This is a genomic window from Mycobacterium sp. TH-M106 (genome assembly GCF_057473765.1).
Genome location: NZ_JBYCLE010000086.1, coordinates 1 through 7,460, shown reverse-complemented (window position 1 = coordinate 7,460; position 7,460 = coordinate 1). Strand labels below are relative to the sequence as shown.

Here is a 7,460-nt window from a genome sequence, read left to right as displayed (position 1 = left end):
TCAACGTCCTGTGGGCCATGCTGCGCGACCACCAGGCCTATCAACCCACCACACCTAACGCCGCGGCGGCTTGACAACTTCATTGAGAATCTCCTTTGTGAAATTGGTGGGTGTGGCATGGATGACGAGGAGCGCCGGCTCGCTGCTGTGGCCGCACTACCAGTCGAGGAGGCCCGAACCTGGTGTTCGGCCGGCTCAGCGCACCCACTTCTGGGCGGCGAGCGGATCCGGGGAAATATTCTGCGGGGGTTCGATCGGGCTGGCACCGAACAGGTTTCGGGCGCGATTCAACAGATCGCGGACCTCGTCCAGCTGCCGCTGCAGCTCCGAGTCGGCCATGGTCTGCAGGCTACCGAGCCGGCACCGGCGATCACAATTCACCAGCCAATTCACCAGCAAAACCTCCTCCACCAGCGGCGGTAGGCTTGCTCGGTGGCAATCTTCGCTTGGACGACGGCGCGGCATCGTCTCCGCAGGGCGGCGAGGCAGGCTCTGGCGATACCGGCTTTCAGCGCGCCCACCGACTGCACCCCGCTGGTGCTCGACGGGCTGTGGCCGGCCGAGCTGACAACCGTTACCGCCGAGACCGCGACGATCGCCCGCTATCTCGACGCGGATCTACGGCGGATCGCAGACTCTGCCAACGAGAAACTTCAGGCGATCAGCCGGGCGGGGTTGGCGGGCTCGGCGCGCACAGCAGCCGAAACACGGGTGGTCAACGTCGCTCGGGCGTTCGCGGTGCTTCGCGTCGAATCGACAGTTCGTCAACTCCGCAAGCAGGCGCTGGAGTTTCGCACCGAATACCTCAGCCTGAACCCCGCTCGACAGGCTCCCCGTCAAGCACTGGAGATAACGCAACAGCTGCCCGTCGTCGATGACGACCGCCAAGAAGAGCCCGGCGTTGTCCCGTTGGTTCCCTTGAGGTTCCGGTCCGACCCGCTGGTCGTGGCACCCACTGAAGAACCGGCCGACGCAGCCCCCGCGCAGGAAACGGGCCAGCGGCTGCGGCGGCTGCTGGAGTTCGTCGCCCGTCAAGAACCCGGCCTGCGTTGGGCGGCGGGGACCGGCGACGACGGTGACACGGTGCTGGTCACCGACCTTGCGCATGGGTGGATCCCGCCCGGAATCGAACTGCCCCCCGCTGTGCGGTTGTTGGAGCCCGGATGGCGTGACGGCGACATAGCCGCGCTGTTGGACACCGCCGGGTCGTCGGCGGCGTCGGCGACCTACGCCCCGGGGGATCGGCTCGGGCGGGCAACCGAGTCCGACGGAATCGAATCCTCGCAACGCGCCAGGGAACTGCCGGCAATAGACGATCTCGGCTGGCTGCTGGCCGAGGCCACGCACCGGCGAGACGGGTTGCCGCGGATGGCGAACACTTTGGCCAAGGCTGGTGCCGCGGGGACCAGCGTGGTCGACGCCGAAATGGATCTGCTGCGGGTGCACCTGGACACCGTGCGGTATCAGCTGTTAGCGCAGTACCCCGATGTCGACCCCGGCCTGCTGTTGAACTGCCTGTTGTTGGCCGCCACCGCGGGCATCGCCACCGGCGACCGGGTGACGGCGAATTACCACTTCGCCTGGTTCCAGACGTTGAACGCTGCGCCGGCGAGCAGCTTTACCGCCCGCTCCCGCCGGCCCCGCGGACGAATTGACGCTGGTCGCGCAGGGTCGACATACTGAGCGGATGTCGGGGCCGGATAGCGGCGCGCAGCTCAGCGACAAGGACCTTGTTGAATCGGTTCTTCGTGACTTGCGCGAGGCGGCTGAGCGGTGGGAGGAGCTCGTCGCCGAGGCCGAGAGCATCACCTACAGCGTCGATCTGGGTGACATCCACGCCACGGCGAACTCCGACGGCCGGTTGATTGAATTGACCCTGCATCCGGGCGTGGTGACCGATTACTCCCACGGTGAGTTGACGGACCGGCTCAACCTGGCGTTCGCCGCGCTGCGCGAGGAGGCGGAAGCGGATTATCTCCAACGCTACGGTGAAGGCATCCGGTGGTCGCCGATGGGCTACTGACCATGCCGTTGAACCTGTCCAACCGGGACCAGAATTCCGGCCATCTGTTCTACAACCGCCGGCTGAAGGCGGCGATCACCCGGTTCTCGGTGCGGATGAAGCACGACGACCGCAAACAACAGGCGGCGGTGGCGCTGTCTGTGGTGTTGGTCGGCATCGGCGTCGGCTGGATGGCGCTGCTGCACGTGATGAAGCCAGCGGGGCTGGTGGGCCAGTCCCAGATCATCGGCAACCGCGACACCGGCGCGGTCTACGCCAGGATCGACGGCCGCCTCTATCCGGCACTGAACTTGACCTCCGCGCGGCTGGCGACCGGTAACGCCGCCGATCCGTCCTGGGTGACGGCGAGTGAGATCGCCAAGTACCCGACCGGGCCGACGATCGGTATTCCCGGCGCACCGGACAGCATCGGCGTTACCGCCAACCCGGTATCGGCGTGGGCGGTGTGTGACACCGCGCCGGTCCGCACCAGCGGCGTCGCGCCCACGGTGACGTCGATCGCGGGGCAGCTGTCGGTGGGCGGCCGGGCCGCGCCGATGGGGCCGACGCAGGCCGTGCTGGCGACCCACCGGGGCGCCACCTACGTGATCTGGGGTGGCCACCGGTCAGCCATCGATCCCGCGGACAGATCGGTGACATTCAATCTGGGCCTCGATCCCGGGCAGACGCGCCCGATCGAGATCTCCAACGCTGTATTCGACGCCATGCCGACGACCGAACCTCTTGTCGTGCCGAAGATCCCGGAGAAGGGAACACCGTCGAGATGGCTGCCCGACGCCGCCGATGTCACCGTGGGCAGTGTGTTGGAGACGCGCAACGCCGCCGGCGCCGTCAGCGGATTCTATGTGCTGCTGCCGGGCGGGCTGCAGAAGATCACCGGCTTCGTCGCCGACCTGCTGCGTACCGCGGACTCGCAGGGCTTTGCCGCGCCGATACAGATCTCACCGGATCGGCTGATCGACATCCCGGTAGTCCACGACCTCGATGTCGACTATTACCCGTTCGGAAAGCTGGAATTCGTTGATACAGCGGCGAACCCGGTGATATGTGTTGCATGGGCAAAGCAGACGACCGATCCGCAGGCGACGATCACCGTTGTCAGCGGACGGGGTCTGCCGGTGCCGGTCGAGGCGGATCGCCGGCTGGTGCGGTTGGTGCGTGACGATCGTACGCCCGACTCGGTGGAGGCCGACCAGACGCTGGTGTTGCCGGGGGCGGCAAATTTCGTGGCGACGACTTCCGGCGTGGCCCTCGCCGACACCCGGGAAAGCCTGTACTGGGTCTCGCCGCAGGGCGTTCGGTACGGGATCGAATGGAACCAGCCGACATTGCAGGCGCTGGGGCTCGACGCCGGCACTGCGGTGCAGGCGCCCTGGCCGATAGTGCGGACCTTCGCGGCAGGACCTGCGACCAGCCGGGAGGGCGCACTGGTGGCGCGCGACACCGTCACCGCGGGCGCGGCGGTGGCCCAGATTCCCGACCAACCGGCGGGCGGTTGAGATGTCCAAACACGGTTTCGTGCCGGGCCCGCGGGCGCCGGTGCCGGTCGTGCCGCCGGCCCGGGTGGCGGTGGCCGCGCCGCTGGCCCTGCCGGAGCGCGAGCCCCGCAATATCGCGCTAATGATCGCCGTGCCCGCCCTGCTGGTCGGGATAGTCGGCACGCTGGTGGTGATGTACACCTCGGGGGTCAGGTCGCTGCAGTCCGGGTTCTTCCCGATGATGGGGCTGGCCGGCTTCGGTGTGCTGATGTTCAGCGGCCGGTTCGGGCGGGGGCGCCGAATCAGCTGGGGCGAACTGGAAAAGCAGCGCCGGATCTACCTGCGCCAGCTCGACGAGGACCGCGACGAGGTGCAACGCGCCGCTGCCGAACAGCGCCGCAGCCAGCTGTTCGTCCACGCCGACCCGCAGCACTTCGACACCGTGATCGGCGGACCGCGGATGTGGGAACGCCGCAGTGTCGACCAGGATTTCCTCGACGTCCGGCTGGGGGTCGGGGTGCAGCAGGCCAGTGACTGTGCGGTATCGCTGCAATGGCCGGAGGTGCCGGTCGGGGAGGAACTCGAACCGGTCACCGGCGGTGCGCTGCGGGACTTCATTCTCGAGCAGAGCAAGATCCGCGGCATCGGCAAGGTGCTCAGTCTGCGGTCCAAGCCCGGCTTCTCCTTCGTCGGGGAGAAACCGGCCGAGTTGTACGCCCTGCTGCGTTCGGTGCTGTGTTCCTTGGCGGTCTACCACAGCCCGGCCGACGTGAAGCTGATGGTGGTCACCCGCCATCCCGACCTGTGGTCGTGGCTGGTGTGGCTGCCGCACAACTCTCACGACCAGATGTTCGACGCCTGCGGCATGCGCCGGCTGGTGTTCGCCTCGCCGACGGATCTCGAGGAGGCACTCGACGCGGAGCTGCACCGCAAAGGGCGCGGACCGTGGGCGCCGCCGAGCGGGGCCAGCCCGACCTCGATGCTGTCGCCGATGGAGTCGACGAGCGGCGCCGCGCTGGGCCCGCACTGGGTGATCGTCGACGACGACGTCGGGACGCCCGAACAGTGGGAGGGCGTCACCGGTCAGAAGGGCATGGCCGGTATCACGGTGCTGCGGCTGGCCACCCGACCTGGCGTCGGCGTCGGATTCGCGGGCGAAGAACAGTGTTTCGAACTTCATGGCGGCAGGCTCTTCCATCGTGATGCGTTCTACGCGGTGCCCGACACGCTTGCCGAGAGCACCGCGAGCCGGTATGCGCGGGCGTTGGCCCGCTGGTCGCCGACGACCGCGGGGGAGCTGTCGGCGACCGACAGTCAGGGCGGTGAGCTGCTGCGGGCGCTGGGCATCTCCGACCCGCGCCGACTCGACGTCGAGCGGCTGTGGACGGAGAGCCGCGGCCGGGGTGACTCGAAGTGGGCGACGGTGCCGGTCGGGGTGAAACCGGGCGGCGAGCTGCAGCACATCATCTTGCGCGCCAAGGACTTCGGCGGTTTCGGTTTCCACTCCGTGGTGATCGGCACCTCTGGGTCGGGTAAGTCGGAGTACTTCCTGTCGCTGTGCAGCGGGATCGCGCTGACCCACTCGCCGGAGACGTTCAACATCATCTTCGTCGACATGAAGTTCGAATCGGCCGCGCAAGATCTGGCTGGATTCCCGCACGTGGCCGGCTCACTGTCGAACCTGGGAAAGGACGACAGACATCTTGCCGACCGGATGCGCAAGGCCGTCGATGGTGAGATCGCAAGGCGCTACCGCCTTTTCAAGGATGCCGGTGCTCGCGATGCCAACGAGTACGAGGAGATGCGCCTGGCCGGACGCGACTTGGAGCCGGTGCCGATCCTGTTGGTCATCATCGACGAGTACCTGGAGTTGTTCATCCACCATCCGGACTGGATCGACCTGGTGATCCACATCGGGCAGGAGGGCCGTGGGTGCAATGTGTTCTTCACACTGGGCGGCCAGCGCCTCGACCTGTCGTCGCTGAGCAAGGCGAAGAGCAACATCGCGTTTCGGGTGGCGCTGCGCGCCGAAACCGCCGAGGATTCCCGCGATGTGATCGGAAGTGATGCCGCGCTGCACCTTCCATCACGGGAGAACGGCTACGCATTGCTCAAGGTGGGGCCGCGAGATCTGGAGCAGTTCCGGTGCTTCTACGTGTCGGCGCCGTTCGTGCTGCCGAAGAAGGCGGCTAGGGCGAACCAGGCGAAGCAGGCTGTGGCCGTGAGCTTCTCCCAGCCGCGGTCGTTGACCTGGCAGTACCAGCCGCTCAGTGCGGCGGACAGCGCGGCCTTGGCGGTGGCCGACGAGCCGGAAGAACCCGACGAATTCCTCTTCCACCCGGACGGGTTCAGGAAGAAGAAGCTGGTCGACGTCATTCGGGAGTCGCTGATCGCCCATCCTGCCCGCCCGCCGCACGCGATCTGGCTGCCGCCGTTGGAAGTCAGCGAGACGGTGGACGCACTGGTGGCGGGCTGGCGGGGCAAACCGTGGCACGTCGACTACGGCCAGAACGCCGGCCTGGTCTTCCCGGTGGGCGTGGTGGACATCCCCGATGAGCACACCCAGCGGGTGCACGTCGTCGACGCCGAGATGGACAACGTCATGGTTGTCGCCACCGCGCAGCGGGGCAAGTCGACCACGATGATGACGTTGATGGTGTCCGCGGCGCTGATGTACACACCGGAGCGGGTGACGTTCTTTTGTGTGGGCGCCGCGCTGTACCCGGTGTACGAACTGCCGCATGTGGCCGGGGTGGTCAGTCTCAGTGACAGCGAGGGTGTTTCGCGAACCGTGGCGACCGTCGAAGGTCTGATCCGGGCGCGTGAGGCGGCGTTCAAGCGCTTCCAGATCGACATCGCGGATTTCCGCGAGCGGAGATTCGGCGCTGCCGGCTCTGTCGGCTCTGCCAGCGGGGGCACGGACCGAGCGGACAAATTCGGCGATGTGTTCCTGGTCGTCGACAACTTCGGCGACCTGTACGAAAAAGATCCCGGAATCGGAGATCGGGTGATCACTCTCGCCCGGCAGGGCCTCTCCTACGGTGTGCACGTCATCACCAGCGCCACCGCCTGGTTCGTCGGGCAGAAGCAGGGGCTGCTGAACGTGTCGAACGCACGGATCCAGCTGCGGCTTTCCAACCCCGACGAGTCGCAGATGGGCAGCTCGATCGAGCTGCGCAAGGCCGCACGAAACACCCTGGACCGGCCCGGCTTCGGGCTCACCCGAGACGGTTACGAGTTACTGGTCGGGGTGCCCGAGATCATCGGCGCAGGCGGTGAGCGGATTGCCACCCGGCAGGTGGGTGATGCCGTCACCGCGGTCGCGGGAACCGGCAAGGTGGAGACGCTGGCCCGGCTGCCGGCGAGCGTCCCGCTGGCGCAGATCGTGGCGGCGTATGCGCACACCGCCGGCGTCCCCGATGCCCACGATGCGGAAGCCACGGGGGACAGCGCCGGAACCCCCGATGCCCCCGTCGCTGGGGGCGCGCTGGATGTCCCGTTCGCGATCGGGGAGACCGCGCTGCAGCCGGTGGTGCTGCCGCACACTCTGCCCAACATGTTGGTGATGGGCCGTCAGTCGTGCGGGAAGTCCACGGCGCTGGCGACTTTCGGGCAGGCCGTGGTGAGCCGGTTCACCCCGGATCAGGCCCAGATCACCATCATCGACCCCAAGACGTCGCTGATCGGCAAGGTCCGCGGCGCGCACGTGCGTGCCTACGCCTACACCCCCGAGGAGATCGATCAGGTGGTCGGCGAGCTGGCGCAGCTGCTGGCCGACCGGCTGCCGCCGGCCGGGCTGAGCCAGGAGGAGTTGCTGAATCGGCGGTCGTGGCAGGGGGCGCACCACTTCGTCTTGATCGATGACGAACAGGAGCTGCGGCCGCACGGCGGCATCGGGAAGCCGGCGGCCACGGCGCCGCTGTGGGGCCTCATCGAGCGCAGCCGCGAAGTCGGGCTGC

The 7,460-nt window shown here is 67.5% G+C and carries 5 protein-coding genes; 4 read left to right on the top strand and 1 reads right to left on the bottom strand.

The features are described 5' to 3' along the window. Window positions 1–195: 195 nt before the first annotated feature. Complete coding sequence (locus AC2VOP_RS02900; RefSeq protein ID WP_486959576.1) at window positions 196–339, bottom strand: hypothetical protein; 144 nt, start codon at window positions 337–339, stop codon at window positions 196–198. A gap of 93 nt (window positions 340–432) precedes the next feature. On the opposite strand from AC2VOP_RS02900, the gene AC2VOP_RS02895 reads away from it, so the two are divergent. From AC2VOP_RS02895 to eccCa, 4 genes are all read left to right on the top strand, one after another. Continuing rightward, window positions 433–1,683 carry a DUF5631 domain-containing protein gene (locus AC2VOP_RS02895; RefSeq protein WP_486959575.1) on the top strand — a complete coding sequence of 417 codons (1,251 nt, stop codon included), beginning with the start codon at window positions 433–435 and terminating at the stop codon, window positions 1,681–1,683. Window positions 1,684–1,687: 4 nt separating this feature from the next. After that, entirely contained in the window at window positions 1,688–2,023 is a 336-nt protein-coding gene (locus tag AC2VOP_RS02890) for a DUF2710 family protein (RefSeq protein ID WP_486959574.1), read from the top strand. A 2-nt stretch (window positions 2,024–2,025) separates the two neighbouring features. Continuing rightward, window positions 2,026–3,522 (top strand): type VII secretion protein EccB, encoded by a 1,497-nt coding sequence (gene eccB / locus AC2VOP_RS02885; protein WP_486959573.1) that lies wholly within the window; start codon window positions 2,026–2,028, stop codon window positions 3,520–3,522. A gap of 1 nt (window position 3,523) precedes the next feature. Next, window positions 3,524–7,460 (top strand): type VII secretion protein EccCa (gene eccCa / locus AC2VOP_RS02880; protein WP_486959572.1); only part of this gene is annotated, 3,937 nt, incomplete at its 3' end.